Annotated in this window: 21 protein-coding genes; 16 read left to right on the plus strand and 5 right to left on the minus strand. The window is 38.5% G+C overall.

Annotation, left to right across the window (positions count from 1 at the left end; translation table 11 throughout):
• The first annotated feature begins 74 nt into the window (after positions 1 to 74).
• The 13 genes from B4B65_RS10285 to B4B65_RS10345 all read left to right on the plus strand — a co-directional run bounded on the left by B4B65_RS10285 (position 75) and on the right by B4B65_RS10345 (position 17,535).
• Positions 75 to 695, plus strand: coding sequence for an RNA polymerase sigma factor (locus tag B4B65_RS10285; RefSeq protein ID WP_201678956.1), 621 nt, complete (start codon positions 75 to 77; stop codon positions 693 to 695).
• A gap of 66 nt (positions 696 to 761) precedes the next feature.
• Positions 762 to 1,739 carry a FecR family protein gene (locus B4B65_RS10290; RefSeq protein ID WP_293915572.1) on the plus strand — a complete coding sequence of 326 codons (978 nt, stop codon included), beginning with the start codon at positions 762 to 764 and terminating at the stop codon, positions 1,737 to 1,739.
• Positions 1,740 to 1,867: 128 nt separating this feature from the next.
• Entirely contained in the window at positions 1,868 to 5,530 is a 3,663-nt protein-coding gene (locus tag B4B65_RS10295; RefSeq protein ID WP_293915573.1) for a SusC/RagA family TonB-linked outer membrane protein, read from the plus strand.
• Positions 5,531 to 5,563: 33 nt separating this feature from the next.
• Positions 5,564 to 7,234: a SusD/RagB family nutrient-binding outer membrane lipoprotein gene (locus B4B65_RS10300; protein ID WP_293915574.1), complete on the plus strand. Its 1,671-nt coding sequence runs from the start codon at positions 5,564 to 5,566 to the stop codon at positions 7,232 to 7,234.
• Positions 7,235 to 7,257: 23 nt separating this feature from the next.
• Positions 7,258 to 8,454 (plus strand): purple acid phosphatase family protein, encoded by a 1,197-nt coding sequence (locus B4B65_RS10305; RefSeq protein ID WP_293915575.1) that lies wholly within the window; start codon positions 7,258 to 7,260, stop codon positions 8,452 to 8,454.
• Positions 8,455 to 8,457: 3 nt separating this feature from the next.
• On the plus strand, positions 8,458 to 9,297 hold the full coding sequence (locus B4B65_RS10310) for a glycerophosphodiester phosphodiesterase family protein (RefSeq protein WP_293915576.1): 840 nt from the start codon (positions 8,458 to 8,460) through the stop codon (positions 9,295 to 9,297).
• Positions 9,298 to 9,484: 187 nt separating this feature from the next.
• Positions 9,485 to 11,794: a mechanosensitive ion channel family protein gene (locus B4B65_RS10315; protein WP_293915577.1), complete on the plus strand. Its 2,310-nt coding sequence runs from the start codon at positions 9,485 to 9,487 to the stop codon at positions 11,792 to 11,794.
• 213 nt (positions 11,795 to 12,007) lie between these two features.
• Positions 12,008 to 12,646, plus strand: a complete 639-nt coding sequence (locus B4B65_RS10320; RefSeq protein WP_293915578.1) for an RDD family protein — start codon at positions 12,008 to 12,010, stop codon at positions 12,644 to 12,646.
• A gap of 31 nt (positions 12,647 to 12,677) precedes the next feature.
• Positions 12,678 to 14,096 carry a serine hydrolase domain-containing protein gene (locus tag B4B65_RS10325; protein ID WP_293915579.1) on the plus strand — a complete coding sequence of 473 codons (1,419 nt, stop codon included), beginning with the start codon at positions 12,678 to 12,680 and terminating at the stop codon, positions 14,094 to 14,096.
• A 24-nt stretch (positions 14,097 to 14,120) separates the two neighbouring features.
• On the plus strand, positions 14,121 to 15,191 hold the full coding sequence (locus tag B4B65_RS10330; RefSeq protein ID WP_293915580.1) for a preprotein translocase subunit SecD: 1,071 nt from the start codon (positions 14,121 to 14,123) through the stop codon (positions 15,189 to 15,191).
• A 2-nt stretch (positions 15,192 to 15,193) separates the two neighbouring features.
• Positions 15,194 to 16,138: a leucine-rich repeat domain-containing protein gene (locus tag B4B65_RS10335; protein WP_293915581.1), complete on the plus strand. Its 945-nt coding sequence runs from the start codon at positions 15,194 to 15,196 to the stop codon at positions 16,136 to 16,138.
• 12 nt (positions 16,139 to 16,150) lie between these two features.
• Complete coding sequence (locus B4B65_RS10340) at positions 16,151 to 17,020, plus strand: WG repeat-containing protein (RefSeq protein ID WP_293915582.1); 870 nt, start codon at positions 16,151 to 16,153, stop codon at positions 17,018 to 17,020.
• A complete protein-coding gene (locus tag B4B65_RS10345; RefSeq protein WP_293915583.1) occupies positions 17,020 to 17,535 on the plus strand; it encodes a hypothetical protein in 516 nt (171 codons plus the stop codon). Before B4B65_RS10340 ends, B4B65_RS10345 begins: the two co-directional genes overlap by 1 nt.
• Positions 17,536 to 17,559: 24 nt before the next feature.
• Here B4B65_RS10345 and B4B65_RS10350 read toward each other — a convergent pair whose 3' ends face one another.
• The 4 genes from B4B65_RS10350 to B4B65_RS10365 form a co-directional block, all read right to left on the minus strand.
• Positions 17,560 to 18,282 (minus strand): YqjF family protein, encoded by a 723-nt coding sequence (locus B4B65_RS10350; RefSeq protein WP_293915584.1) that lies wholly within the window; start codon positions 18,280 to 18,282, stop codon positions 17,560 to 17,562.
• Between the two features lie 75 nt (positions 18,283 to 18,357).
• Positions 18,358 to 19,086, minus strand: coding sequence for a phytanoyl-CoA dioxygenase family protein (locus tag B4B65_RS10355; protein ID WP_293915585.1), 729 nt, complete (start codon positions 19,084 to 19,086; stop codon positions 18,358 to 18,360).
• A 6-nt stretch (positions 19,087 to 19,092) separates the two neighbouring features.
• Positions 19,093 to 19,671 carry an ORF6N domain-containing protein gene (locus B4B65_RS10360; RefSeq protein ID WP_293915586.1) on the minus strand — a complete coding sequence of 193 codons (579 nt, stop codon included), beginning with the start codon at positions 19,669 to 19,671 and terminating at the stop codon, positions 19,093 to 19,095.
• Positions 19,672 to 19,789: 118 nt separating this feature from the next.
• The gene (locus B4B65_RS10365) at positions 19,790 to 20,047 is read right to left on the minus strand and encodes a helix-turn-helix transcriptional regulator (protein WP_201678970.1); all 258 of its coding nucleotides are present in this window, start codon (positions 20,045 to 20,047) and stop codon (positions 19,790 to 19,792) included.
• Between the two features lie 637 nt (positions 20,048 to 20,684).
• Here B4B65_RS10365 and B4B65_RS10370 point away from each other — a divergent pair.
• A complete protein-coding gene (locus B4B65_RS10370) occupies positions 20,685 to 21,812 on the plus strand; it encodes a hypothetical protein (RefSeq protein WP_293915587.1) in 1,128 nt (375 codons plus the stop codon).
• Between the two features lie 79 nt (positions 21,813 to 21,891).
• Here the strand turns inward: B4B65_RS10370 and B4B65_RS10375 are convergent, their stop codons facing one another.
• Positions 21,892 to 22,518 carry a hypothetical protein gene (locus tag B4B65_RS10375; protein ID WP_293915588.1) on the minus strand — a complete coding sequence of 209 codons (627 nt, stop codon included), beginning with the start codon at positions 22,516 to 22,518 and terminating at the stop codon, positions 21,892 to 21,894.
• A gap of 173 nt (positions 22,519 to 22,691) precedes the next feature.
• On the opposite strand from B4B65_RS10375, the gene B4B65_RS10380 reads away from it, so the two are divergent.
• Both B4B65_RS10380 and B4B65_RS10385 read left to right on the plus strand, forming a co-directional pair.
• Complete coding sequence (locus tag B4B65_RS10380) at positions 22,692 to 25,154, plus strand: SEL1-like repeat protein (protein WP_293915589.1); 2,463 nt, start codon at positions 22,692 to 22,694, stop codon at positions 25,152 to 25,154.
• A gap of 7 nt (positions 25,155 to 25,161) precedes the next feature.
• A complete protein-coding gene (locus B4B65_RS10385; RefSeq protein WP_293915590.1) occupies positions 25,162 to 25,728 on the plus strand; it encodes a hypothetical protein in 567 nt (188 codons plus the stop codon).
• Positions 25,729 to 25,740: the final 12 nt, after the last annotated feature.

A 25,740-nucleotide genomic window follows, 5' to 3' on the forward strand; every position in this document is an offset into this window, starting at 1 on the left:
TTCTCTTTACTTTTATTTCTACTCCAAACCTAAAATTTAATATTCTCCTAATCTTAGGAAGCTATCTTTGCGGCGTGACCACGACCAGATTAAGAATAGAATCCTCATTCCTTGCCCGCTTTAAGGAGGGTGACACGGAAGCATTTACTTATTTTTTTAATACCTACTGGGAAGAACTGTATACGGTAGCGTACAGACATGTGCAGGATGAAGGGTTATCAAAAGATGTTGTGCAGGAAGTATTTATTCATATATGGGAACGTAAGCATTTGATTAATACGGAACACGGATCTCTAAAGCCCTACCTCTTTAAAGCCGTGAAAAATAAAGTTCTTAATCATTATGCTTCGGAAAAAGTACGTAGGCAGGTGCTGGATCAGGTTATGTTGCGAATGGAGTCTATGGCGCATGAAGAACAATATAACCCGGATACATATAGAAAACTGGAAAAAATTGTAGATGAAGCTGTTGCTACACTTCCTCCCCTGGTACAGACGGTATACCTGATGAAAAATGATAATTATTCTATTAAACAGATAGCACAGACATTAAATATTGCGGAGCAAACAGTTAAAAACTACCTTACTGATGCCCGGAAAAAACTGCAGCAGGATCTGACACAACGTTTTGCGGATCATGATCTGATCCTGATGTTCCTGATAAGCTCCAGTGTAGTTTATAATTATTTAACCTAAATAAAACAATAGCTTAAAGTACTTTCGGAGCTTTCACTTGTATGAGTTGTATAAAAGACAAAACAGGTGAGTATAGAACAGTTCAAACAAAAGCTTCAACATTATCTTCAGGGAAGACTATCCGAAAACGAGCAGAATGAAATAGATCGCTGGTATGATTCGATCTCAGAAGATAAGGTAACCCCCTTTCAAAATCAGAAACATAAACAGCAGATACAACAGGAAATTTTGACTGTTGTGCAGGCACATATTCATACTGAAAAAACTCCCGTTCCGATTCTCAAACAGCGCTGGCTGGTCGCTGCAGCTTCCGTTCTTTTGGTATGTGCCATCAGTTTTTTCTTTATGTATTCCTCAGACAAAGGATTATTTGGGCTTTTCTCTAATCATGGAAAAGCAAGATATACTGAACTGACAACAGAAATAGGGGATGTAAGACAATTTATATTGCCAGATAGTTCTTCCATATGGCTTAGCGGGAATACACGTTTGCGATATGATAAAGATAATTACAGCAGCAACCGGAAAGTTTATCTGGATCGGGGGGAAGTATTCTTTAATGTCTACCGGGATACCTTACATCCGTTTGTAATCGAATCCGGAGATCTGGATATTAAAGTGCTGGGGACTTCCTTTAATGTCAATCATGCCGGAGATTCTCATCGTATAGCTGTAGATGTAAAAAGTGGAAAAGTAAGTGTCACGCAACGAAAGAAGAATATTGCTCAGGTACTCGTAAAAGGTGAAAGTCTGCGTTATGACCCTTTGGTGGACGGATTTACGCTGCTTAGCAACAACCCGCATCATACAGATCTTTGGACCAGCGGAGGTATTTTTCTTCATCAGGCTACTTTTTCAGATCTACAGGATCTTGTGTACAATCGTTACGGTATACATCTGCGCAGTGAAAAAAATGATACAGACAGTTCTCAATATGCTATTCTGATGCCACAGGTTAAATCTGTAGATCATCTGCTGGATATGATATGCAGCATTCACCAAATAAAATACAGGAGGGAGAAAAATGAAATAATACTCTACTAATAGAACGACATACATTTTGCCGGATCAGATAGGTTTGGCAAATAAAAAAGTGCTCAGACTGGCAGACCGCTAAATCGTCCAGTGAGCACCATTTCTTTCATGTTTAAATAAAACACTATAACAAATATATGTATAATCTAAGAAAGCTTACCATATTAACCACAAAGGTTTTGCTTTGTACATCCATACTTTACGCCGATCTGCCTGTTGCGATAGCCCATATTTCCGCCTTTCAGGAATATTCTAACGGTATTAACATAAGACTTACAAACAGTAATGCCGAACAGGCAATTATCCAACTTTCCCGTCAGACCGGAATAGCTTTGGCGTATGATACTAAAGCGCTGCAATTGGATCAGATCCGTATCAGAGAAAAGAATTTTGAGAACAGTACTTTTGATGAAGTACTCCGTTATATTTTAAAGGATACTCAAATAGTAGCACATAAAAGATCCGGAGGTATTGTTCTGGTTCGTGATCCGAAAGGACAAACCACTTATTTACTTCGGATCAGACTGATTGATGAGGTTCGTAAGCCTGTTGCAGGGGCATCTGTTCAGATACTTTCGACAGATAAAGCAATGTCTACGGATGAGAATGGAAATGCAGAATTCAGACTCCCTGAAGGTCAGTACAATCTTAAGGCCACACATGTGGGTTATGAGGATAAATATATAAATCAAATAACTGTAGACAACAGAACTGCAGGGGTTCAGACTCTTGTCATGCAGGATAAAAGCAGCGAGCTGGGAGAAGTAGTGGTTACCGCATTAGGTATGAAGCGGAAAGATCGTTCACTGGGTTATGCTGTAGGAAATATTAAAGGAGAGGATCTTAACCGTGTCGCTAATGATAATTTTATGGTTGCGATGGCTGGTAAGGTACCGGGTGTATCCATTAGTTCTACAGGACCTACAGGTTCCTCGGTGAGTATGGTGATACGTGGAGCTACTTCCCTGAGTACGGATAATCAACCCTTATTTGTTGTTGATGGTGTGCCTTTGATGAACAGCCTTAATAATATCGGACAGATCGGTGATGATAACAGGGTAGATTATGGTAATGCCATTTCGAATATCAATTCCGATGATATTGAGAGTGTTTCGATTCTTAAAGGACCAAGTGCAGCAGCTTTATATGGATCTCGTGCAGCAAATGGAGTCGTGCTCATCGCTACCAAGAGTGGCAAGAATGCGGAAAAAATGACGATTGCAGTCAATAGCAATACGGTATTTGATATCCCATATCATTATATAAAATTGCATAATAAGTTTGCAAGTGGCACTATGCCGCTTACACCTGATCAGGTAAAAGGAAATCTGACCATTGAAGAAGGTTCCAGCGGTATGGTTGGGCCTGCACTGGATAAGGGATTTAAAGCAATTCAATGGAACAGCCCTCTCGACGAGAATGGAAATCCGATACCAACTGAATTAAAATCTTATCCGGACAATATCAAAAATTTTGTCCAGACCGGGATTACTTCCGTCAACGGACTTTCGATAGCTAATCGTAGTGAGCGTCTGGATTATCGGTTTTCTTATTCTAATATGAGTAGTAAAGGGATTATTCCTAATTCAGATCTGTTTCGCAACTCATTGAACATTAACTCGACCATGCATGTAAGAAAAGATCTGTCAATCGGTCTGCAGCTGGATGCCAGTCGTAACAATTCCAACAATCGTCCGGCGGGCAACAGAGGTACAAATCCGATGCAGGCTGCTTATGAGGTGGCTCCTCATATCAATATTCTGGATCTGAAAGATTACTGGATGCCGGGACAGGAAGGACTTCAGCAACGGTCCCAATCTGTCGGAAATCGAAATAATCCTTATTTTCTGGCTTATGGAGTTAATAATGCATTTGTAAGGGATCGTATCTTCGGAAATCTGCGTATTGACTGGAACATTAAAGAAGGATGGACCGCGATGGTACGTTATGCGGCTGATGTGTACTGGGAAAACAGGGAAACTAAGATCCCTTTTAGTTACACTAACGAACCGCGGGGAGCATATGGAGTTGTCAATCTGATGAATCTGGAGCAGAACATCGATTTTCTGACCTCATATACTAAAAAAGTTAACAATTTTCATTTTACAGGATCGCTTGGAGGTAATATCCGGTATTATAAAGGAACTTCAGTACAGAATACCTCTAAAAACGGATCCGGACTTATCACCCCCGGCTTTTTCAGTCTTACAAATATTGCCCCGGACAATCTGGATTACAACAGTACAATTGCAGAGAAAGGGGTCAACAGCTTATACGGATTGCTGAATTTTGGTTACAAAGATATGGTCTATCTGGATGTCACAGGAAGGAATGACTGGTCCAGTACGCTTCCGGTGAATAACAGATCTTATTTTTATCCTTCAGCTTCCCTCAGTATACTGGCAGACCGTATTTTTTCATTACCTAAACCTATCAGTCTTTTTAAACTTAGAGGAGGTATAGCACGTGTGGGGAATGATACGTCACCTTATAACCTTTCTAATGTATTGATTAATCCCGGTGCATGGGGCAATGTACTTCGTCTCACAAAGTCCGGTGCATTGCGTATTCCGGATCTGAAACCTGAACTGGCAACTTCGTATGAATATGGTACGGATATAGGTTTATGGAATAACAGACTGAAGTTTGAAGGTACGTACTACAAAGTTGAAAACAGAAATCAGATTATCCCAACGACTTTACCCGGATCCAGCGGATTTAATTCCATGAATATCAATGCAGGTTTGCTGACAAGCAGAGGATTTGAACTGGCACTGTCTGGTCGCCCTGTACAGAAAACAGACTGGACCTGGGATATTGGTGTAAACTGGTCACGCAACCGGACGAAGATCAATGAACTCTCTGATGGTGTACAATTCTATACGTTCTGGACAGATGGACGGGGAGGAGCGCGTACCTATATAGGTGAAGAGATCGGAGACCTTTATGATTCCAAACTTGTAGTGGTGGAAGATCCGGAATCACCTTATTATGGCTATCCAATACTGAATAAAAACGGATCCTGGCAGGCTATCCGAATCAACAACAGCCGTAATAAGATCGGAAATTTCAATCCTGATTTTTCAATGGGTCTGCAGTCTACTTTGCGTTACAAAAAATGGACGATGAATATTGCTGCAGATATGCGTTTCGGAGGCAAGTTTATGTCGCAGACCTACCGCTATTTTGAGTCTAACCTGACGACACAGCGCTTTTTGGATCAGCTGATCCACCCTAACGGAATGACTGGTGCAGCTCTGCGGGATTATCTGGTTAATAACAATTTGGTAAAAGTGGAGGGCAACAGATATCCGATTGTCGGAGGTCCTGGTGATGAATACGGTGGTTACCCTATAACATCAGGAGGTATTACCGGTAATTATGGCGTATTTAATCCAGGTGTTATTGCGCAATACGATTCACAGGGTAATATTACCGGATATACCGAAAATCTGGGGGATGCAGGGACCAAATACATTGCCTATTCCGATAACTATCCATGGGATTTTATGAACGCTTCTACGTTTGATGCATCCTTTATCAAATTACGGGAATTATCTTTTAGCTACGATCTTACTGGCAACTGGTTAAAACGTCTTGGAGTATCCGGAGGAAGTGTAGGTGTATATACACGTAATTTACTGTTATGGACTAAAGCTAAAGTAGGTATTGATCCTGAAATGGCATTTCAGCCTGAAGCGGGTACACATGGTGGAATACAGTTCAAACAAGGTATAGAACGCTATAATGTAACTCCATGGGCAATGCCGGTAGGCTTTAAACTGAATCTAACATTTTAATATCGTCTTGTAGAAATAATGCATACCGGACTAATGAAATACAAAACACACATGAAATATTTCAATAAACTAAAATATCCAATATTGCTGGTTTTGGTAAGTGTCAGCGTATGGAGCTGTAAAGATCTTACCGAACTGAATATCAATCCAAATGGTGTCAGTGAAGAACAGGCTAATCCTAATCTGGTTTTACCCACCGTACTTACAGGTTTAGGCAGCAGTTATAATGAGCTGAGTTTTACAAATCTGGGAGGAGTTGTGCAGCACACGCAGTTAGATGCATGGTTTGCTTCGCACAATGATTACGAATGGACCGGAGGCATATTAAGCTGGGACGGTTATTATGGTTTGCTTCGGGATAATGAGTTGCTTCGCAAGCGTGCAGAAAGTCTGGGTCTGGAATTCCATCAAGGTGTAGCTCTGGTAATGAGAGCTTATATTTTTGGATTGATTACAGATCTTTGGGGAGATGCGCCTTATACAGACGCTCTGAAAGCCGAACTGGGAGATGTTAAATACAGTTTTCCCAAGTACGATTCCCAGGAAACCATTTATAAGGGAATAATAGAAGAACTCTTGCAGGCGAATGATTTGTTGTCCAAGCCGGATGCGGCATATACATCCATTTTGCCTGAAGCGGATGTCTATTTCAAAGGAAAGGCATCCAAATGGAGACGATTTGCGAATTCACTGGCCTTACGTTATTATATGCGCTTGTCCGAAAAACAACCGGATTATGCACGTCAGGGAATAGAAAAGATTGCTGCACAGCCTGACCGTTATCCTATTATCACGGATGTGGCAGATGAAGTGAAGATGGACTTTGTAGGAACTAATCCGGCCAATTCCTGGCCGTCTAATACCGTTTTTGATGCCAGCGGAAGCAATTACAGACGGATTAAAATGTGTGCTACACTGGTAGAGAAGCTTCAGACGCTGCAGGATCCCAGATTATCTGTTTGGGCGAGTAAGATTGAGATTCCGATAGAGGTGCGCAATAATTTGCCTGCAAAAACAGATAGAATCGAAAATGGCGTTCGGATAGTTTCTCCGGATGTTGTACAGGGAATAATGGTTGATACAGATCCGCAATACGTAGGATTGCCGGCAAGTGTTTCCAAAAATCCGTCAACTTATAATCTTAATCCTACTCCTGGGCAGACATCCATGAATCCGCATGTGTCTTATTTGCATGAGCGTTACAAAGAAGCTAAAGGGGAGTTGCTTAAAGCAAGACTGTTGTCTGCGGCTGAGATCAGTTTTATACTGGCTGAAGCAGCGTGGAAAGGCTGGTCATTACCATCAACAGCTAAAATCTATTACGAACAAGGGATTAAAAATTCACTGGATAGTTGGGGAAAAGGTGCGGAGTATAATGCCTACATACAGCAAAATACAGTTGCATATGCCAATTCTCAGGCGCAGATTCTCGAACAGAAGTGGATTTCCGGCTGGACTACCGCAGCGCAAGCCTGGTTTGATTACCGTCGCACGGGATTCCCGAATCTGAAAGCTGGTCCGGCTGCCATACGCACACAGTTGCCTGTTCGTATTCCTTATATGCAAAATGAGATGAGTGTCAATCAGGCTAATGCAGAAGAAGCTCTTCGCCGTATTGAGAAAACACAATATTCGCAGGCTGACAATGAGAATAGCGCCTGGTCGAAACCCTGGCTGTTACAGGGAACTAATAAACCCTGGTAAATTATATTTATATCACAATCAAAATGAAATTAAGAACTCTATTTATCACATTCGGTCTGTGCTGTAGCCTGTCTATGGCTGCAGCACAACGGCCGGAAATTGTAAATTATCCGGATCGTATTATGCTTACCTGGTCGGATGATCCCGCTGTCACACAGTCTGTCAGCTGGCGTAGCCCCCAACACAGTACTAAAGCTCTGGGACAGATTGTTGAGGAAAACAGCCATCCTGAACTGGAAGAAAAAGCCCAGACAGTGGAAGGACAGCAAATGAACTTAGTATTGGCAGAGGGTGGTAAGGATACCTATCAGCATGTTACCTTTCGGGGACTTAAACCCGCAACAACTTATGTATACCGGGTCGGAGACGGTTCCACCTGGAGTTCATGGAATCAATTTCGGACAGCAGGAGCTAAGGAGGATTTTTCGTTTATCTATCTGGGAGATGCACAGAATGATCTGCGCTCCCGTTGGTCCCGGACGATCAGAAAAGCATTTCAGCAGGAGCCCGATGCCAGATTTATTGTGCATGCAGGCGATCTCATAAACAGATCCAATACGGATAGTGAATGGGGAGAATGGTACGAAGGAGCCGGATTTATTCATCAGATGATACCGGCAGTACCGACTCCGGGTAATCACGAATACAAGAGAGACTCACTTGGACAATTGGTATTAGATCCGCATTGGAAAGTACAGTTTCAACTTCCAAAAAACGGACCTCAGCATTTACAGGATGCGGTATATTTTCTGGATTATCAGGATGTTCGCCTTATTTCATTAAACTCTCAATTGATCATGTTAGATTCTTCTGCTGCCCTGGAACAGGAAAAGTGGCTGGAAAAAGTCTTAGCTAACTCTTCTAAAAAGTGGAATATTGTGATTATGCATCATCCGGTATATTCAACGGCCAAAAACAGAGATAATACGATTTTACGCGAGCGTTTCAAACCTGTATTTGAGAAGTATGGCGTTGATCTGGTTTTGCAGGGACACGATCACACTTATGCACGCGGTGCGGCTGGCAGGGAACGACCTGTATATCTGCTTTCTGTAGCCGGTCCTAAGATGTATCAGTCAGATTCAGAACGATGGATGGATGTATCTGCCCAAAACACACAACTCTATCAGGTGATCAGGATGACCGGAGACCGCTTATATTTTAAGAGTTATAAACTGAATGGTGAACTTTTCGATTCTTTTGAATTGTCTAAAAAGTAGGATATGAACACGTATATAAAAACAACTGTACTTCTGTTATTGCTGGTTTTCAATAATTCTGTTTCTGCTTTTGCGCAGCCTTCAGCTATGTTAGATAAGCTGGCGCCTGATCACATTCATATTGCTGCACATAGAGGTGCACATCGTACTGCACCCGAAAATTCAATAGCTGCTATTGAAGAAGCTATCCGGCTTGGGGTAACGTTTGTCGAATTGGATATACGCAGCACCAAAGACGGAGTTCTTATTCTGATGCATGACAAAACACTCGACCGTACTACTACCGGGAATGGGAAGGTGAGTAGCAAGACCTATGCAGAGATTCAACAGCTTTATCTTAGAGAGACAGCGCATGGTGAAGCAGGGAGACACCGCATACCTACTTTGGAAGAAGCATTGAAGGCTTGTAAAGGAAAGATTGTGATGGATATCGACTTTAAGGAAGAGCGTAAGGAATTCATGCAAAAAACGTACGAACTCATCCGCCAACAAGAGATGGAAGATGAAGTTATGTTCTTTTTGTATGATCACCTTGATATGCATGCTTTGCACAAACTTAATCCGAAAATTACTCTTTTTCCGCGTGCCCGTAATATGGAGGACCTGAAAGAAATTCTTAAATCCGGATTGACGCATATTATTCATATTGACGAGTCTTTTACCGATAAGGATTATCTTAATGAACAGAAAAAGAAAGGAGTCTTCTTTTGGATCAATAGCTTAGGCGAGACAGATGATAAGGCTTCACAGAATGGAATAGCTGTATACAGAGATTTTATACAGCGTTATCCTTTTGTCAGAGTTGTGCAGACAGACGATCCCGGGTTGTGGAACAAACTGTAGCACTGAAACTTTTTAAAAACGTTATTTCTTTAAACAGTACTCCTGAAACCAATCCGTTTCAGGAGTTTTTTGTTGTAACTTATGATGACCTTAACTTTTGGAGTTGGATTTTTGTTTCTTGATTTCGAAAAGTAGATGGGTATCCTGTTATTAAAAGTTTATTTTTGTTCATATGCATAACAGAATTATGAAGAAGTTATTGGTTTTTCTTTCGTTTTTATTGTATCTCGGATCAGCTTATTCCCAGGATTCCGTTTCTATATCGACTACTCATCCGGATTCATTGTCTAATAATCTGGAAGCTTTACAGTCAGGAATGAAAAGCCTGAATATAGAATACATTACGAATATTCGGGCAAAGGATATCGCTATTGTAGTATCAAAAATAGAAGATAATTATAAAAAGTATGCAGGAATATCGGATAGTACTTCTCTGGACTCGCTACAAAAATGGCATCAGGATGCAACGGCTGAAATGGTGCGTCTTCGATCTATGGAGCATACGATCAATAATTATAATCTGGGATTAATTTCCACAAGAGATAAGTTTCATGAATTGAAAAGGAAATATGAAACAACTTTGCTGGCAAATCCGGTACTCAATAATACACTAAGCCATTCGGAAATGGAATTAAGTGCAAAGATGGATTCTCTGCATACGATCGAATTAAAGATCAAAAAAATGATTTCCGAATCACCCTCCATAAGCGCTGATATAAACGAAGCCATTACATCATATGGTGTATCTGATGAGTCCGAAACTGTTAAAACAAAAAGCTCGCTTTGGCGTGCGCATACACAAGGAATCACAAAAAATGATATTGTAAACAGTATAAAGCAAAACTATGCGAGTACACGGTCACTTAATTTATATGTCAATCATACAGACTGGGGATCGCGCATCTTACTTATTGTATTGACATTAGGGTATATCTACTGGATTTTTAATGTTGAATTTATTTCCAGAAAAGCCGCCGGCGACAAGAGACGCATAGTGATCAGTAATCCATGGAAACTACTGCGTATTTTGGGGAAAGGAGTCATCTTTCTACTGACATTGCTACCGTTGGTTAAATTTATCACACCTACTTTTCTTATACAGGCCTCTCAGCTTGTGATCATGATTTTATTCAGCTTGTTACTGCTGGACAAGCTATCCAGAACACAGCGTAAGATGCTGGCCTTTATATTTTTGTTTTACAGTTTGGTTGTTATTGCCAATCTGATTGTCAATGATGGATTATTCCTTAGAGGAGTATGTATTCTATTCAACCTGATTGCGCTGGTTCTGGTGATTTATACAAAGAAAAAGATTCGCAATCCGGAATCTCCGGGCTATATCGGCACTTTTGTATATCTGCTGGTTATAGTGTTAAGTATTCTGGCTATTGTTTCCAATACACTCGGATATGTAGATCTGGCACGTAGCTTTAGTGTGGCTTGTGCAGTAGCTTTTGCGCAATCATTTACACTACAGTTTTTTACGGAAATGATCCGCCGCGATGTACGGAATCAGTTTAAAAAAGATCGTATACAAGGAGGGTTCTGGAGTCGTTTTAATGAACAGCGCACAATCAAAGTTCTGTCCGACATCCTCAGACTGTTGTGTATTATAGTGGCCATTATAGTCTTTGCCAACAATTTGCAGTTTATAGAGCGTCTGCTGACTTCAAGTGATCTGTTTTTTAACAAAATCCGCAAGATTGGTAATTTGTCATTTACCATAGGAAATATGGGTATTGCTGTATTGTTACTTTTCGTAACCAACTGGCTTCAGAAAAATATTAGCCTGCTGATTCTTGGTGGTGAAAATGGTAAACTGAACAGAGACTACAACCAGAAACTGACTTTATTTCCTTTATTTCGGTTAGCTATTATTCTGATAGGCTTCTTTTTTGCAATTTCCGCTCTCGGAATGAGTTTGGATAAACTTACGGTTGTCATTGGGGCATTGAGTGTGGGTATTGGTTTAGGTATGCAGAATATCATCAATAACTTTGTGTCAGGTATCATTCTGGTCTTTGACAAGCCTTTCCGGGTAGGAGACCAGATTGAACTGGCGGATAAAAAGGGGAGGGTTAAAGAGATTGGTATTCGCGCCAGCGTATTGCAGACCGGCGATGGCGCAGATGTTATTATTCCGAATGGGGATTTATTATCTGGGAGGCTGGTTAACTGGACGTTGTCTCAGGATTACAGCCGTACAAGTTTTACAATACAGGTTGACCGCAGGGTTGACCTTGCGGAAGCGACCAGCTGGATCGTTGAAGCCATGGAGAGCAGTACGTACTGTCTCAAAGATCTCGGGACTAATGTAAGTGTGCAGGATGTCAGTGAAGATATGATCTATCTCAATCTGGGCTGCTGGATTAATGCTGCGGCAAATGCAGGACCTTTCAGAAATGATGTACTCAAAGTTTTATATCAAAAATTTGAGGAACAGAAACTTAATTTTTATAGTGTATCGACAGCAAAAACGATCATCAATACAAAATAATGTGAAGAACTTAAGACAAAGGTTGTCTGGCAATTATGATAAAATAAACAACGAATATAGGGTCATCTGATGCGAATATAAAATACATCGATAGCAAATAGAAAAAATATTGTTTATTTGAGTATTATTATGATTTTTATTCCTCTATAAAGGGTTTAAAATATTTAAAATAAGGAGTTTATATTTATTTTTTTAATACTTAATACAGATCTTATGCTTGTCATTTTTGGTACAAAATCCGTAGGTAAAACAGTAAAAACCGGAGAATTCGAATGCGCTAGATGTAATACTCAACGCACATATCAGTTGAAACAAAATCAGAGATTTTTCTCCTTATTTTTTATTCCGATTATTCCTTTGGGCAAATTGGGAGATACACTGGAGTGTACGTTTTGTAAGACTGCATATATTCCCTCTACCGTATTACCGGCTTCTGAATATACCTCCTCAACAGCGGTGATAGACAGTCTGGAAGCTCCTTTGGCATCCGCAGGCAAGCGTTTTGGAAGTTACCTGATAGATATGGTTGTTTTAACATTACTTAATTTTCCATTAGCTTTCCTAAGCAAACTTTTACCGGACTATTTTGACAACAAATTTTACCTGTTATTCTTCCCGTTATGGATACTTTATTTCTTCCTGATGGAATTACTTTTTAAGGGTACTATAGGTAAGAAAGCCCTGTCTATTAAAATTATTTCGGATAATGAAGGCAGTAAGCTGTCTGTATTTCAGTATTTTGTAAGGAGTATAGTCAAATGTATTCCTGTTCTTCCAATTATTCTATTATTCAATGACAAACGAAAAGCTGCTCACGATATGATTGCAGGCACTATTGTTGTTGAAAAATAGAAACGAATAAATAATATTCGTCAACCTATACATGAAAAAAATCAATATTATACTCGTATTGTCTGTACTTGTAAACATTTGTTTTGCACAGCAGCAACAAAAACAGAGTAAACAACTCGACAGCATATTTTCTATGATGAACGAGCAGAATCAGTTTAACGGAGTAGTTCTTATAGCAGATAAAGGTAATATTCTACTTGAAAAAGGTTATGGCTATTCCAATGAAGCGACGAAAGAGTATAATAATCCGGAGACAATATTTGAATTGGGAGCCGCTTCCAAACAGTTTACCGCGGCAGCTATTGTTCTGCTCAAAAGACAAGGAAAGTTGCACTATGAAGATTCAATAGAAAAGTATCTGCCTGAACTCGGGTTCTGGAATAAAGTTACTATTTATGATTTGCTGCGTCATACAAGTGGTCTGCCCGAATTTATTATTGATATGCCAAAGCAGTGGGACGATAGCCGGATTGCAACTAACGATGATCTGATCCGGTTTTATGCAGAAAGAAAGGATTCTTTGCAATTCAAACCAAAGAATCTGTATCGTTACAATAATACAGGTTATGCGTTGCTCGCCACTATTATTGAACGTGTATCAGGCGAGAAATATGCAGATTTTATGGCTGATCATATTTTTAAGCCTTTAAAGATGAACAGCACATTTGTGTATAACAGCAGACTCCATCCCCGCAATATAAAGAATTATGCTACCGGTTATGTGTGGGCACGTAACTCTTTCCGTAAGGTAGTACCTGAAGATACCGCTTACAATGAAAAAAAAGTCTATTTCCTGGATGGAATTGTAGGTGCAGCCAAGATCAGTTCGAATGTAAAAGATATCTACAGCTGGTTCAATGCTTTAGAAGCAAATACACTGCTTAGTAAACAAGAGTTTGAGGAGATGACAGAAGTAACACAGAATGCCTATGGTAAAAATATTCCCTATGGTTTTGGTTTTGATCTGACAAAGAAAGAAAATATTTTCACCTATGGAAATGTTGGAAATTGGGGTGGATATGTAGCTCTTCTTTACCGGGATGTGGTCAAAGACAGAATGGTACTTGTGTTAGAGAATTTTAAATTAGGTTCGTATCCTTTTAACAATATCACACAGATATTGGAAAATCGGCCTCTGAAAACAGAATTCAGAAAGAAGGTCCAGCTTTCCGAAGCAGATATAAAAAAATATGAAGGCCGGTATAAAGATAATAGAGATCCGGATGAAGATCATATGGTGACATATGTAGACGGTCATCTTATTTATAATACTTCCAGAACCAGATTGGATCTGCGTTTTTACCCTGTTTCGGCAAATGAGTTTCAGGGTATCAGACAAGGAGGAATGGATAGTGCATTAAAATTTACGGTGTTAGAAAACGGGAATATCAAATTACAGATGTCGGAATATGCTGATACAATAGCTACGGGAATCAAAACCACAAAATAAACTGCCGTTACAATCTTAAGTCGTATGAAAAAACAAATAATAATCTTACTTATGGTACTTTCTGCATCTTATCTATCTGCACAGAATCCAAACGATAACAGATATAAAAAATATGAAGGACGTTATGGAGGAAATGAAGGCATTTGTCTTTTTGATGACGGGCATTTTTTGCTTTACGGATATGCAACGGCTGTATTTGGTACATATCGTTTCGAGAAAGACCATCTTCTTTTTTATCCGGATAAGCCTGAATTATTTGAAGTTTTTGCTTACGAGAATAGAAGTCTGGCCGATAGCGTAAGCATTAATTTCACAGGTTTTGAAGACGGAACTACTTTTGCCCAATTTGATAAGGGGGGTATACAACGGGTTTTCAATCAAGACGCGAATTGTTTTGATGCTCCGTTCGTATATAAAAGAGCGCATCGTTTTCAGCAACTTAGTCTTTCTCAGGGAGGCGGTGAGCAGGAGGGAGAAATAGAAAATTCTAATGTTTCCTGGTTATATACGATAGCTCCGGAGTATAATGACTTTATTGTTATATACAATAAACCAAAATCTGTTTATCAGGATTTTGCAGCCCTTGTATATAATAAAGACGGAGAACTATGGTTAAAGGGAGACGGATATCAGGACAGTGACGGATTTCCGCGAAAGTATGATGTCAAAGATGACAAAGAATGGCCAGCTATAGTAGATTGGAAAGATCAATATTTTAAAAAGAAAGACCTGGAAGACGCTATATTTGCCAACCGCCATTACAACAGCTTTCCGTATCCGGATGACCAAGCATATGATTACGATGCAAAGACCAATCAATACATCAGTAAGGACTATCTTGAAAATGAAGAATACTACAAACAGAATGAGTATAATGATGATCGCTTTCTCCGGAAGTACAATAAGCTTCAATCGGGTTATCAGGAACGATTTGATTACGGACAAGCGAATATGGCATCAGGAAGTATGTTTTATACCACTTGCGAAGAACCAGATAAATCTTATAAATATAATGGTTTGAAAAAAATTGATTCAGCGAGTGATGAAGCTATTCCTACTACAACAGTTCCGGCTCCTATACTTCCAAATCAATAATTATGAAACAGTTATTTAGTCTGACACTACTATTCTTATTGCCAGTCCTTTCAATTTGTCAGGAGATCGTGATGAGCCCTGCTGTAATAAGAGAAGTGAAATTGAAATTAATAAACGATTCGACACTCTTTCTCAATAAGGCCACCGAAATAAATACATTTGATCTTGATAAGATCAAATGTATAGAGATCTTTGCATTAAATAGGGAAAGTGCGCCATTGGATAAGGATATTCTTGACAAGATATTTAATCTCACTCCTCATTTAGAGGAGCTTACCTTGCATCACAATCTTACTAAACTACCGAAGATATCATCCCCAAGCAAAAAATTGCGCGTATTGGATCTTTCCAGAAATAAGCTGGACAGTATTCCCGAAAGTATTGGCCAGTTTACTACTCTTAAAATATTAAAGTGTGATTACAATGAGCATTTGAAAGCCCTTCCTTCATCTATAGTGCAGTTGTCTGATCTGGAACTATTATCTCTTTATGGAACAGGATTTGAAGAATTTCCGCAAGAGATTTTTTCGCTGTCAAAGTTGACAAAACTTTATTTAGCAGGTCCTCTGCAGATTGGAAATCAGGTGAAAAGTCCTAAGAAAATAAATTCAATACCCGATCAGTTTGCCAAACTCCCGGAACTAACTGATCTGAGTATACGTTATACCAATATTTCGACTTTGCCTGCTTCTATAACAAAGCTGTTGAAACTTGAAGAATTATCATTGTCTGGCAATGCATTTAAGACATTTCCTGATCAGCTGAAAGCAATGAAAGGATTAGTAATTGTAGACTTCGGAAATAATCCGGTAGATCCTAAAACCTTTATCAATTCGCTGCACAATATTAAATGGAGAGGTTTGTTCTATCTACATGATCTGGGACTGGACAATGTCCAGCAGGAAAAGATACAGGCCATGCTCTCTACTATAGATGTATATTACTAAACTGCATGAATTATGAGACCTACACAAACCCTACTTATGCTGATAACGGTATTCATGCATGTGTATGTAAGTGCACAGACAGATCCTGTATTAGTGCCCGTGAATGACAGAAAGCAGGGATATATCGGTTATTATCTGGAAGACGGAACAGAAGTCGTTCCTCCGCAATTTTGTACGGCAACCTATCTTATCGACGACAAATATTATATCGTTTCGAGAGCCGAACATGATCATTACCCGGACGGACGAAGAAAGGAAGAGCATATTCCCGGCACCGAAAAATACGGATTACTGAATAGTAAGGGAAAGGTTATTATTCCATTAGAGGCTAATTACAGCTTTGTAACGATTAGTAATGACGTAATTATTGTCGGAAAGAATAACAAATATGGAGTCGTCAACAAAAGCAATCAAATAACAGTGCCTTTAGCATATAGTTGGTTAGATCCAATTGATGCGAATCTGATTGTTGCCGAGAAGGATAACAAATCCGGTATAATAGATACCCGTAATAATGTGAAGGTGAGTTTTGAATTTGATAAGATTTATGCTTTCGAAAAAGGATATAACGGAAGCCTGTTAGCTATGGCTGAAATAGGAAATAAAACCGCTGTAATAGATCCACAAGGTACGTATATACTTCAGCCTGCAGATATTTCTATTTCCTACCTTACTCCGGTTTCATTTGTTATAAAAGAAGGAAATAATTACGGACTAATGGATTATCATAAAAAGGTACTCATCCCATCTACATATACAGACGTCTATAAGACAGAGAAGGAGTTGCAGTTTAAAAAAGATGATCACTACTATTACTTTAGCTTTGATGGGAAACTGATTCGTAAAGAAAAGATTGAAGAATCGTATAAATCCTTAAACTAATGAAGAACAGCTTAAGATCTTGGACTATTCTTATATCAGTGATCGGTATGCTGTATATTCCTCTCAAAGCTCTTTATCGTTATCATACTTTAGTTCCGGTGACTGGTACTGTTACCGAACTAATAAAAACCCGAACACGCATTCCATATTATAAATTTCGTGTGGCAGAGTATGATAATATGTTCTATCATCCCGGAAGAGGAACATTAACACTCTTTAAGAATGAGCCGATTAAAAGTAATGCTCCGATTATTTTTTACATTCTGAAAGGAGATGCCGGAAACCTAAATACTGGAGAACAGATTCTTTATATAGGATTTGGAAATAAAAATAAAGCCGTTGATGTATTTTACAGTATTACAAAGCCGGGTTTGTTCGTTCAGTTCCTTACCTTAATTTTTTATTTTACGATCCTGTGTCTGAATGTCTTGTGTACCTATCGATATAAGGAAAAATGGTCTGAACGGTTTACAGTTGTATACTTCTTAATTTTTATTTTACTGATGGCACTGTAGGAAGAATCCTTTTGAGGATCGGGACTAAAGTTTTTCAGCCTTCCAGGAGACCACTTTTACTCCTGGAGAATAATGCGCTTTAGTCATTTTTATTGGAGAAAGTTTAATATCTCCGAAATTATAGTTAACCTCCAGATTAGTCAAATGTACATGATGTATTTCCCATTCTTTATGATGGATGTTATATCTCCATAACCCGGATTTTTTTTCGAGATAAAGACAGTATCGTTCTGTCAGCCACAGATCCAGTGCGGACTTTTCAGCTACCTTATCGAGAATTTGAAAATCTGAATGCAGGTTAAAATTCTTTTTTATATTCGTATTTGTATACAGATCCGTTTGGCGTGCTATTACAGATTTTTGGTATGGAAGCCCGGACAGCGTTCGGGCTACAAATGCGGAAAGTGCTTTTTCTGCTTCTATGTGGATAAAATACACACCTTTTTTGTGGTCATTATCAATATAGGTTCTGACATTTATTTCATAAAAATCAGATATAAATCCTACAGGAGGCAGATTTCGGGGACGTATATTTTGCATCTTAAACGCTACCAAAGAGATATAATATTTTCCATCAAAACTATCGATATGCAAAGCAGCCGGAACCAGCTTACGAAGGTGGTCATAGTCAATCTCAAAATGCAGAAATAGCGCATCATTCCATTCCTGATAATACTGCCATTTTGAAGCAGGCATGTCCCAGGGTCTGTGTTCGATATCTGTTAGTAATTGTTTAATGGCATTCATATCTGTAATCACGAACTTCTTAATTAATGCTAATATCTGTTGTTTTTCATTTAGCTGTATTCGGTTTTGACTATTTTATGCCGTATTCAGATCTATTCTTTCAGACCATTGTAATCCATCTGGCAGTTCAAGGTCTGCAAACTCTATATGAATAACCCTTCGTTTTCGATTATTTGTTGTCCGGCCTGAGCTATGAAGAAGCAACGGTTTCATAATCATAATTCCACCAGATTCAACATCGCAGGTATACTCTTTTTCGATTTGCCAATCGATTGTTTCCGGTCTGTATATGTTTTTGAGGTGAGACTTTTCAATTACTTTCAGTGCACCGTTGTTTTCATTTGTTTGATCCAGATGGATTCTGACAGTAAAGATATTTTCCAAAACAGGCAAAGGAGGCTGCACAGCAAATTGTCTTTGTTTTGCAGTCCATGACGTAAAACCCGGTATGTCCAGTTTTTTATCCACTGAAATGGTCAGATCCTGATGATAAGCGACATACCAGTTAGATGTTTCAGGTTTGTCAAAATATATGCTTTTGACTGAAAAATAGTTTTTTCCGAACAGGTTACTAATTACTTTCCGGAGATTCGGGGTGAAAACAATATTATAAAGAGACGGAATTTCCTTAAGAACCTGTCTGATAGCAAATAGATCGGTAGATTGACGGAATGTATCTTTATTCCTTTCGGTATTTTCAATACTTATGATCATTTGATCTATTTCTTCTATTGAATATACGGCATTGATAATGACATATCCCTTTTCCTCCAAAACTTGTTTATAGAAAAGTATCTGTTCCATTTTTTGCTATTTCTTTTTCCCGATAATAAAACCAATTTTCTCTATTTCTTCTTGTTTTCTGAACTCCATTTTATCGTGTAAGAGATCCAGACAATTAAACAGAGTATCTAAGCTTTGGTCATAGCTGTTCTGTTTTTTTATAATCATTTCTACTGTATTCCTTAGTTCTAAGATTTCTAATTGAGCTTGAGTGTTATCGGTAATAAACTGACGAATACGCGTGAAAATACGCATTATCTGTATATTAATATGAATAGCAGGTTTACTGTTTAGTACAGATGATAACATCGCCACCCCTTGTTCTGTAAAGCAAAATGGAGAATATCTTAATCCCTTTTTATCAGGATTGGAGATCACATTTTGTGATCTCCAATCCTGTAACTCTGTATCAGACATTTCAAACATAAAATCTTCAGGAAACCGGTCTATATTTCTACGGACAGCCTGTTTGAGTACTCTCGTTTCTACATTATAAAGTTGAGCTAAATCTCTATCCAGTATAATTCTCTGTCCTCTGATGAGGTATATCTTATCAATAAGAACTTCGTCTGAAAGTACATTTTGTATCTGGTCTTTTCTATTCATAGCCTTTGTATTTGTTGATTAAGATTGTGCAGATACCGTAATTATCTTTTAGTAAAAAGATTGCTTTTTTATCAGTTCAGTATGATTTCAAACAGAGGATTAGAAATCCTAAATACTATTATTTCTTTTTGCTCTTGTCTTTTTCGAACGGAGGTATACTACTATCTTTCCAGTCACTTGGATACAGCAAGTCACGGATATCTACACGCAGGTATTCGGCGATATCATTTAGGGTATTTACAGTCGGCTGTTGCTTATTGTTAACCCATCTCGAAACCGTTTCCTTCTTTACATTGAGATGTCTGACCAGATCGTTATTTACTGCACCTTTCTCTTCAAGAACGTCTTTTATTCGATTTGTTTTAATTTCTTTCATAATTATTGTTGATTTTTAAAATCAACTTTGTATATTTGTTTATCCTGTAGCGAAAGTTAAATACGGTGTAAAGTTTTTACTGTCAGTAAAATCTGAGCCTTACACCATTTATAGAATATTTCGCTATACTAATTAAAGAGAGAGATTATGAAAACATACGTTATTCATATCATAACCATTAATCCCGATCGTCATATACATCCCGAAACAGATGTACAGCACGATGCGCAATTCCATAAAAAGAACATATCCTGTCCGCCAGAATAGGGCGTTTATCCTATTACAGACAGCAAAAAAGGCTGTACGATATTCCTTTTACCGGAAATCGTAGTATTTCCTTTCTATAACAGAAAAGAAATGAGAAAGCACCTTTGCTCTCGTCTGTAGGCCAACCTCTCTTCCATAAGAAACCCCTTGCCTCAAATGGTTAAATCAATTGTTTTTAATATTTTGAACTCATTAAAGATAGATTGTTTTTTCTGCCAAAGCAAGTAACTTGTATCATATTTTTTGATACTTTCTTAAAAGGAGGGGTTTGGTTTTTTTAAATTAATTGATTCTGAAAACTTATTTAGTTCTCTTCGTAAGGTGTTGTGAACATGTAAGATAAGAAAGGTATTCCGCTAAGCCCAAGTATATGAGACATTATACATATGATATAAATTATACACTCTTGCTGACCGATGAAGAAATCCGTAATCCTTTTACTGTATTGGATGATGTTTTTGGAGATACTTCTTCCTGCTTTCGTATGCAGGAGCATTTATGGGATCTGGTTACAGTGGCTATGCGTCCGCATTACTGGGCACGCTATGATTCTCCTCTTAAAATCTGTAATCTGTATAAATCTATTTTGAGATTGATAGAAGCCGGTTGGCTGATATCTCTTGTACGGCCGGAGCAGGAAATAAGGGCATCTTTGTCAGACAAATTTATGGCAAAGCAAACGGATCCGAAAAGACCTGTCATCAAATCCTTAGAGCAACACGCTTTGCCAAATGCATATAAAATAGTATTACAATCTTATAGAGAAGACAAACTGTTTTCAGTCCGCATTGATCTTTTTGAATTTCTTTTTGAAGGATTACATCCTACATGTGTGGAATATTCACCTTCTCTGAATGAATATCTGGTTGATCGCTACCACTACCTGAGCAGGCTTATAGATGCTTTATATATCATTCATGATCAGGAAAAGAGAAGAGAATGTTCAGCTGAGGATCTTCTTATTCTGGAAAAATATCAACAAGATGACACAGCTGGTATACGGCAAATTCATATATATCAGCATCAGTTAACGGATATGTTTACCTATTCTGAAAAAGAAGATTTGCAACATGCCTTATCATCTTCGTATAAAGTGTTGTACCATAATGATTTCTGGAAATACCATCATGATCCGGCCAATGTACTCCATTACTTCCATGACTTTATATTTATAATAGATAGCGCTTATGTATTTTTACAACATAGCATATCCAGCAACACAGATCCGGAGTTGGAATGGAATATTCCGGCTCATATACTTCAGGAGATAACATTACAGACTGTAAAGGAAGGCAAAAAACCTTTGAAATATCTGAGTGAAATGTTTGGGACCCGAACACGGAAGGAATGGAGAGAGGAACTTATGAAATGGGAGGAAGCCGTACTCAGCAATAAAAAGGTTCCCTATGAACAGAAGAGTATATACAAGGAAGTTCAGCAATTCTTAGCAGGTCTGCTTGAATTTATTACGCTTCTGCCGTATGCACCTAAAGGTTAAACGCAAATATCCATGTACCCAAATAACGCTTAAATACGGTCGGCTCAATTTTTATTGAGCCGACCGTATTTGTAAAGAACTATAGGGTCGTAAAAGTAAGTTTCTCGACTATATAGGCTTTTCCGAAATTATCCGGATCATGTTTTACTCTGGCAGTGACCATGTGCCATTTTGGAACTGCATTCTGATTTGCTTTCCATTTTGCTTCCAGATCCATTTGTTCCTGCCACAGCATCTCCAGTTCTGCTGCAGCTTCAGTATTCAATGGTTTCAAGATGAGCTTTTCTCCCTCAAAATAATATTTGCCTTCTTTTTTACGGATTAAGATATAAGGTCCTCCGGGCATAGCAGAACGAATAAGAGGGATGGTAAAGGTCTCAGTTCCGTTGTATTTTTCCTTATTCAGCACTTTCATAAATTCAAAGTAATAAGAGGATCCATCCATCGGTGGTTCTTTGAGTCCCACCATTTTGGCCTTCACTTTATAGTTATATCCCGGTTCCCGTTCATTAAAGTCATATAAAGATATATCTATAGACTCCTTTCCTGGCAATAACAATAATTGGTTATCTGTTGAACCGTATTTATGACTGACCTGTAATTCAACGATCTGCCCGTTTTTTAATTTCCATGGACTGTATACTTCTTCTTTTTTACAGGAAAGCACCAATAAAAGGGTGCACAGGGTAAACAATAGGTTCTTCATGTTTTTTACGAATAAATTGATTTGTATGGATAACGATCAGAAGGAATCAGATGCTACATCAGAACTTAAAATATTGCTTAATATATTTGACAGATAAAAAGGGAAAAAATAGCGGAAATCAGGGATATCCCGCACTCCTAATTTTATGTTATTTTACAGTATTAATATAACATATGGCACACCGCATATATACGTACAATATTGATCTGAAAACGAGACAGAATTACCCTCATTATCTCGGCGAGTGGAATTATGTCATTCCTGAATTACTGTTTCCGTTATTTTCTGCAAATCCGCGAAGTAAAGGGACCCGACTTTATTTTGATCGGGAGTCCGGGATTATTGCGCTGCGTCAATTCTACCATCTTCTGGCTGAAACGTATCAACTTCTCCATGAAAAAGCATATACTGAACCGGTAAATACAATGTTCAGTTTTTTAGAAAATCTGCCCTACGATACTTTTGTGATGGATGCAACGGATGTATTCAATATGAGCGAAGAAAAGCATAGTAATCAGGCAAAAGATTGGGTAGTGGAGATCCGTGAAAAAACCGAACTTTATTATAAGGCTATTGCTGAAAAGGACCTGAGTTTCTTGAATGATATACTGGTTCAGTCGGGTCATGCTACATTTCTGGATATGCTGCAGTATGACTGGATCAATTATGGATTAGGATACTGGAATGAAGAGGCTTATAAGGAAAGCGGAGCTGAAGTTTTTGAACAAAATGAACATTATGGACTCAAAGACAATAAAGGGAATATTCTGGTAAATCCAGTTTACGATGATATTTACAACTTTACAAACGAAGGTGTAGCTGTCGTGATGAAAGATGATTTGTACGGATATCTCAAAGATAACGGGGAACTCATTATTCCCTGTCAGTATGAGGATGCTTTCGATGCCTTTCTGATAGAAGAAGAACTCTTCGCTATAGTGATAAATCAAGGCAAGTCAGGACTTATCAATTTAAAGACTGGGAACTCCAGTATTCCTGTACAATATACGCAGTTGGAAGAATTATACCGTGGACTCTTTAATGCAAATACGAATGGAGTCTATACACTCTTAAATTTTAAAAATGAACAGATTATCCCCGGACAAAGTGATTTTCCTTACGAATTTCAATATCCTGATCTGGTTTTAAAAAAGGAAAAGGGTTCTGCGCTTAGACATTATTATACCTTATCCGGTATTTACATGGGAGCCTATCCGGAAGATGTATTGCGCAATATTTCAGATGGTTATTATTGGGTAGAACCCAATAAATTTCATAAAAAAATCAGCGTGTTGAGTCCGGAAGGTGCCGTTTTCAAAGATGAAATTGACCGGATTATTGTATTGGATAATTACAACAGTATAGCTTATCTCAAAAATAAAGCCTGGTATATCTACGATATCCGTCATCAGGTGATGCGTCTGGGAGGTGAGGGAGTCGAAAGGATAGGGATTGACTCCTTAAACAATTATATGCCGGATGTATTTATCGTGACAAATCAGGGTGCTAATGGTCTTTATGATGCCTTACAAGACAGATGGCTGATACCCCTGTCTGTTGAAAATACGAAGATCGAACATTGCCATATGGAATTCCTGCGGATTACGCAGGGGACACACATGCGATATTATGATTATAAAACTGAGGTAATGAGCCAGTTGTACGATTATGTGTGTGAAGCGATAGATTATCAAACTCAATTTTTATGTCTTTTTGCAGGAGATACTATGTGGACGCTGGATTACGATCGTCAGATCAAAGAAGTCGGCAACGATCAGATGGGACAGTTACATGAGAATAATCATGCGCTGAGAGGAAATGATCAGCGTTATTTTCTGGATTACTACCGGAGCTGGACACAACGTATAGGTGAAGGTTACGAATCTTATTTTGATCAGGAAACTCTTTATCTGAAAGCAAGTCGCTTTGCCCGATCTGCTGATATGGAAAATGCGATCAGACTATATACATTGGGTGCTGAACAGGGGAGTGCCCGTATGATGTTTGAACTGGGAAGTATCTATACAATGAATGAACAATTCGAAAACATTCCATTAGGTGTCACATATTATGAGCAGGCTGCTATGGAAGATTTTCCGGCAGCATGGAATGATATCGGCTATCTGTATCAGAATGGAATAGGCTACCCCAAAGATATGGAGAGAGCTATGGTGGCTTACCAAAAGGCAGCTGAGCTTGGGAACGGATTAGCTCTGGCCAATCTGGGAGATCTCTATTTTTATGGTCATGTAGAGCAGGATTATGATCGGGCACTGGACTATTACAGAAAAGCAGAAAAGAAGCGGCATCCTAGAGTAGAGAATATGGCAGAGATCTACTATCAAAAGAAAGACTATACAAACCTGTTGCGTTACCTTAGAAAAGATTATGGAGATACCTTTTCTGCTATCTACTATGGCATTCTATATGATTATGGGTACGGAGTGAAGCAAAATGCGAAAAAATCTGTTGAAAATTATGAGAAGGCAATGTCTCAGGGGCAGTATTTCTACGGCTTGGAAAGATTATTATACTATTACAAAAATGATCCGGCCTATGCTGATCCTGAAAAATTTAAACAATGGATAGCATATGCAAAAGAATACAATATGGAAGTAAGTGAAGAATACAAATAAGCAAAAGATGGTCAGAAAAATAATAGGAATAGCAGCACTTATCATGAATATGTGGTCTGCCTATGGACAAGAGTTAAACGTAAATATTATACAGGAAAATAAAAAGATAGTTGCTGAAGGAGATCGTTATACCTTGCGGAAATTGCCGTTTACTTTTCAGGTAGAGGTATCCGGTACAGATGCTTTCCTGATAGGAGCAACGACTGATGATGATGTCTACAGATCTGCAATCGGTGAAGCTGATCTGGAGGTTGAATGGTTTGAGAACACAGGTATGGCGGAAGGGCGTTTTAATGCAGAACAGTCTCTGTTTATAAGTAATGATGCGCCTAGCTATTGGTATTTTACAGCAGCAGATGATCATCGTTTTGATCGAAATCCAAAAGGAACTCCGGATCATTGGACTGCGAACAGAACTGTTGCCAAAATAGATCTGCTGGCTCTGGATAAACAAGTATCTTTGAAGGATATAGAAACACCGCTTTATCTAATTTTTTATACAGCTACTTATGATAAAGATTATAATGTAGTAGATAAGAAGATCTTGTATAAGGCGGAGCTGGTATGGGAATAGTCAGATAAGAGA

The organism is Sphingobacterium sp. UBA5789, assembly GCF_002418355.1.
In the GTDB taxonomy this organism is placed as follows: domain Bacteria; phylum Bacteroidota; class Bacteroidia; order Sphingobacteriales; family Sphingobacteriaceae; genus Sphingobacterium.

Excerpts from the sequence above, each read along its gene's own strand:
- B4B65_RS10350 (WP_293915584.1), bottom strand. The coding sequence starts at position 18,282 with ATGAATGCCATTAAACAATTACTAACAGATATCGAACACAGACCCTGG.
- B4B65_RS10310 (WP_293915576.1), top strand. The coding sequence starts at position 8,458 with ATGAACACGTATATAAAAACAACTGTACTTCTGTTATTGCTGGTTTTC.
- B4B65_RS10380 (WP_293915589.1), top strand. The coding sequence starts at position 22,692 with ATGGCACACCGCATATATACGTACAATATTGATCTGAAAACGAGACAG.
- B4B65_RS10385 (WP_293915590.1), top strand. The coding sequence starts at position 25,162 with ATGGTCAGAAAAATAATAGGAATAGCAGCACTTATCATGAATATGTGG.
- B4B65_RS10335 (WP_293915581.1), top strand. The coding sequence starts at position 15,194 with ATGAAACAGTTATTTAGTCTGACACTACTATTCTTATTGCCAGTCCTT.
- B4B65_RS10365 (WP_201678970.1), bottom strand. The coding sequence starts at position 20,047 with ATGAAAGAAATTAAAACAAATCGAATAAAAGACGTTCTTGAAGAGAAA.
- B4B65_RS10355 (WP_293915585.1), bottom strand. The coding sequence starts at position 19,086 with ATGGAACAGATACTTTTCTATAAACAAGTTTTGGAGGAAAAGGGATAT.
- B4B65_RS10305 (WP_293915575.1), top strand. The coding sequence starts at position 7,258 with ATGAAATTAAGAACTCTATTTATCACATTCGGTCTGTGCTGTAGCCTG.
- B4B65_RS10315 (WP_293915577.1), top strand. The coding sequence starts at position 9,485 with ATGAAGAAGTTATTGGTTTTTCTTTCGTTTTTATTGTATCTCGGATCA.
- B4B65_RS10325 (WP_293915579.1), top strand. The coding sequence starts at position 12,678 with ATGAAAAAAATCAATATTATACTCGTATTGTCTGTACTTGTAAACATT.
- B4B65_RS10370 (WP_293915587.1), top strand. The coding sequence starts at position 20,685 with ATGAGACATTATACATATGATATAAATTATACACTCTTGCTGACCGAT.
- B4B65_RS10340 (WP_293915582.1), top strand. The coding sequence starts at position 16,151 with ATGAGACCTACACAAACCCTACTTATGCTGATAACGGTATTCATGCAT.
- B4B65_RS10295 (WP_293915573.1), top strand. The coding sequence starts at position 1,868 with ATGTATAATCTAAGAAAGCTTACCATATTAACCACAAAGGTTTTGCTT.
- B4B65_RS10330 (WP_293915580.1), top strand. The coding sequence starts at position 14,121 with ATGAAAAAACAAATAATAATCTTACTTATGGTACTTTCTGCATCTTAT.
- B4B65_RS10300 (WP_293915574.1), top strand. The coding sequence starts at position 5,564 with ATGAAATACAAAACACACATGAAATATTTCAATAAACTAAAATATCCA.
- B4B65_RS10345 (WP_293915583.1), top strand. The coding sequence starts at position 17,020 with ATGAAGAACAGCTTAAGATCTTGGACTATTCTTATATCAGTGATCGGT.
- B4B65_RS10320 (WP_293915578.1), top strand. The coding sequence starts at position 12,008 with ATGCTTGTCATTTTTGGTACAAAATCCGTAGGTAAAACAGTAAAAACC.
- B4B65_RS10375 (WP_293915588.1), bottom strand. The coding sequence starts at position 22,518 with ATGAAGAACCTATTGTTTACCCTGTGCACCCTTTTATTGGTGCTTTCC.
- B4B65_RS10360 (WP_293915586.1), bottom strand. The coding sequence starts at position 19,671 with ATGAATAGAAAAGACCAGATACAAAATGTACTTTCAGACGAAGTTCTT.